Raw genomic sequence first — 2,744 nt, 5'->3', positions numbered from 1 at the left:
CTCCCCACTCCCGCCTGACAATAATTGGGCGCACGCGAATTGAGGGGACTAATTTGAATGAGTTATGCCAACCATGGGGAGGGGGTGGACATTCTCAAGCAGCAGCAGTTAATTTGCGTGAAGTTAATCCTCTAGAAATTATTGAACAATTCATTAACCAACTGAAATACCAAATTCCCCAACCGCTAACAGCACGGGAATTAATGTCATCTCCAGTGCGGACAATTCGTCCAGAAACTACAATTAGTGAAGCGCAAAGAATTTTATTACGTTATGGACATTCGGGGCTTTCAGTTGTTGATGAAACAGATAAATTGGTGGGCATTATCTCTAGAAGAGATCTCGATTTGGCATTACATCACGGTTTCAGTCATGCACCAGTTAAAGGGTATATGACCCGAAATGTCAAGACTATTACTCCCCTCACTTCACTGCCAGAAATTGAGTCATTGATGGTGACTTATGATATTGGAAGATTACCAGTTTTAGAGAATGATGAATTAGTCGGAATTGTCACTCGTACTGACGTTTTGCGGCAACTCCATCAGGTGGGGAGTGGGTTTTTTGGAGTGGGGAGTGGGGAGAATTATTGTCCTTTGCCAATGAATAATATTACTGGTGAAATTACTAATCTACAACAACGTCTTGCACCTGAACTTTGGCAACTTCTTACTAGAGCAGCAGAGGAAGCCCAAAAACGGGGTTGGCATCTCTATTTAGTAGGAGGTGCTGTGAGAGATTTATTATTAGCAGATAAGGATAAAAGTATACTACTAAACGATCTTGACTTAGTGGTAGACGGTTTTCATAAATCAGGAGATGTGGGCGGAGGTGTAACCCTAGCAAAGGCGCTGCAAAAACGTTATCCAAAAGTGCGATTAGAGATTCATGGTGCTTTTCAAACAGCGGCTTTATTATGGCATAATGACCCAATTTTAGGTTCTCTTTGGGTAGATATTGCTACGGCTAGAACTGAATTTTATCCCTATCCGGCAGCAAATCCAGAAGTTGAAGCTAGCTCAATTCGCCAAGATCTTTATCGGCGAGATTTTACCATAAATGCGATCGCACTTAGACTGACTGATATCCCGAAGTCTTACTCTGCCCCTACCCCAGCCCAGGATGAGCCAGGGATAAGCCCAAATCACCAACGGATACAAGGAAGCCAAAATCCCAAATATGACTTGCCTTTATTGGATTTCTTTGGTGGATTATTAGATTTGCGATCGCGCCAAATTAGAGTATTGCACGCCAATAGTTTTATCGAAGATCCAACCCGAATTTATCGAGCCGTGCGGTTTGCTGTTCGTTTAGGATTTGAAATAGAACCACAAACGGAAGCATATATTAGATATGCCTTGGCAAGTGGCGTATACGAGCGATCTCTTGCTAAGAATAGCAAAGCGCCTGCCTTACAAACTAGACTCAAACAAGAATTAAAATATATTTTTCAGGCTCCTTACTGGCAAAGAGCATTACAACTTTTAGGGCATTTAGAAGCCTTGCGCTGTCTTCATCCTAATTTGCATTTAGATGAGCAATTGTGGTGGCGAGTACGTTTAGTCGATCGTTGGTTACGAAGGTTCGATCGGAGTGAAAATTTAAGGCATTGGGAGATAATACTGGAAGTATTGATTGCCCATTTAGCGCCAGAGGAAAGAGGAAAAGTGGCTGAAAATTTACATCTACCCTTAGATAGTATCGAACGGCTTCAGAATTTAGAAAATGCCCAAAAAGAGATAATTGAATCTCTTCCTCGCTGTCGGCGTACCAGTGAATTTGTCCGACTCCTGCGTAAGTATAATCGAGGGATGTTAGTTTTGATTGGAGTCCATAGTCCGAGAGTAATTAGACGGCAAATATGGCAATATTTTACTATTTGGGCAAATGTTCATCCTCCCTTGAATGGCAATGAGCTAAAACGGATGGGTTATAAACCAGGACCCCAATTTAAAGAGATTTTGCAGGCGTTATTGGAGGTCACTTTAGATGGAGTAATTAAAGATGAGGAGGATGGGAGAGGATTTCTGGAGAAATATTATCCTGTTGGAGGCGATCAAAAATTTTAGAGAAAGCTTCTGAAACGCGATCGAATAGCGATCGCGTATAGTGGTAAAACTTTTATATATCCATCATTGTCGATATATATCGCGGCGATTACCAACTTTAAGAATGGTAATTACAAGCTGTTTATCCTTCACTTCGTAAACAATACGGTAAATACGAGCAACTCGAATCCTATATAGATTTGTTTGTCCTTTGAGTTTCTTGCAGCCGTCAGGTCGAGGATTTTCAGACAGAGACTCAATCGCAGCAATCAACAGAGTTTGATTTTCTCGATCCAACTTCCGGAGTTGACGCAGGGCTGAGGGTTTAAAGCCAATTACATAAGGCATCGATCAAAGTCCCAATTCTCTTTTGACTTCAGCTAGGGAAATGAAGCCTTCTTCAGCAAGAGCAGATTCTGCATCTGCTAAATCTTCAATGTCTTCCTCGTCAATATCTTCAGTTCGATTTTGCTTGTAACGCAAGAAAAGGACGAAATCTAGGACTTCTCGCCAAAGATCTTCTGGAAGCTGATCGAGGTTTTGGAGAATGAGATCTTTTGTGGTCATTTGCCGATATATTTGTTTGGTATAAGTATTTTACTCTTAGGCTATAGGATTTGCTATTTTTTCAGCCAAACAATTGATAATTATTGTTATATCATTAGTAGTATATTAAATATTTGCTAAACTGAGAAC

Annotated in this window: 3 protein-coding genes; 1 reads left to right on the top strand and 2 read right to left on the bottom strand. The window is 40.9% G+C overall.

The window, feature by feature from the left end; translation table 11 throughout:
- On the top strand, positions 1–2,069 hold a 2,069-nt coding region (locus NJ959_RS28185; RefSeq protein WP_254015077.1), incomplete at its 5' end, for a CBS domain-containing protein.
- A gap of 63 nt (positions 2,070–2,132) precedes the next feature.
- Here NJ959_RS28185 and NJ959_RS28180 read toward each other — a convergent pair.
- Positions 2,133–2,396 (bottom strand): type II toxin-antitoxin system RelE family toxin, encoded by a 264-nt coding sequence (locus NJ959_RS28180; RefSeq protein WP_254015076.1) that lies wholly within the window; start codon positions 2,394–2,396, stop codon positions 2,133–2,135.
- A 3-nt stretch (positions 2,397–2,399) separates the two neighbouring features.
- The gene (locus NJ959_RS28175) at positions 2,400–2,615 is read right to left on the bottom strand and encodes a DUF2281 domain-containing protein (RefSeq protein WP_254015075.1); all 216 of its coding nucleotides are present in this window, start codon (positions 2,613–2,615) and stop codon (positions 2,400–2,402) included.
- Between the last annotated feature and the right edge of the window lie 129 nt (positions 2,616–2,744).

Origin of the sequence: Limnofasciculus baicalensis BBK-W-15 (genome assembly GCF_024178385.1) — a bacterium.
Taxonomy (GTDB): domain Bacteria; phylum Cyanobacteriota; class Cyanobacteriia; order Cyanobacteriales; family Coleofasciculaceae; genus Limnofasciculus; species Limnofasciculus baicalensis.
Note: the sequence above shows the minus strand (reverse complement) of the source record. Positions and strands in the feature narration are given on the sequence as shown.

What these genes read in the sequence shown, in the direction of transcription:
- NJ959_RS28175 (WP_254015075.1), bottom strand. Translation starts at nt 2,615, where the DNA reads ATGACCACAAAAGATCTCATTCTCCAAAACCTCGATCAGCTTCCAGAA.
- NJ959_RS28180 (WP_254015076.1), bottom strand. Translation starts at nt 2,396, where the DNA reads ATGCCTTATGTAATTGGCTTTAAACCCTCAGCCCTGCGTCAACTCCGG.